Consider the following 343-nt stretch of genomic DNA (forward strand, 5'->3'; position numbering starts at 1 on the left):
CAGCCGTGTTGGCGTTGTGGGAATGGGCGGTTTGGGCCATATGGCGATTAAATTAGCCGTTGGCTTGGGTGCCCATGTCACTGTTATCAGTACCTCGCCGAAAAAAGAACAAAGTGCCAAAGATCTGGGTGCCCATGCTTTTTTGGTGTCAAAAGATGAAGAAGCCATGACCACCGCGGGTTCAGCATTTGATTTAATTATTGATACGGTTCCGGTCAACCATGATCTGAATCCCTACATTCCCTTATTGGATAACGATGCAACATTAGTTTTAGTCGGACAAATTGGCCCGATTGAAGGCCCTAATACCGCACCAATGATTTTTGGCCGTCGCCGTATCGCA

The 343-nt window shown here is 47.5% G+C and carries 1 protein-coding gene; it reads left to right on the forward strand.

The features are described 5' to 3' along the window. Positions 1-343 (forward strand): zinc-binding dehydrogenase (locus B3O33_RS07890; RefSeq protein ID WP_292363351.1); only part of this gene is annotated, 343 nt, incomplete at both ends.

It is taken from the genome of Methylophaga sp. UBA1464, assembly GCF_002325665.1.
Taxonomy (GTDB): Bacteria; Pseudomonadota; Gammaproteobacteria; order Nitrosococcales; family Methylophagaceae; genus Methylophaga.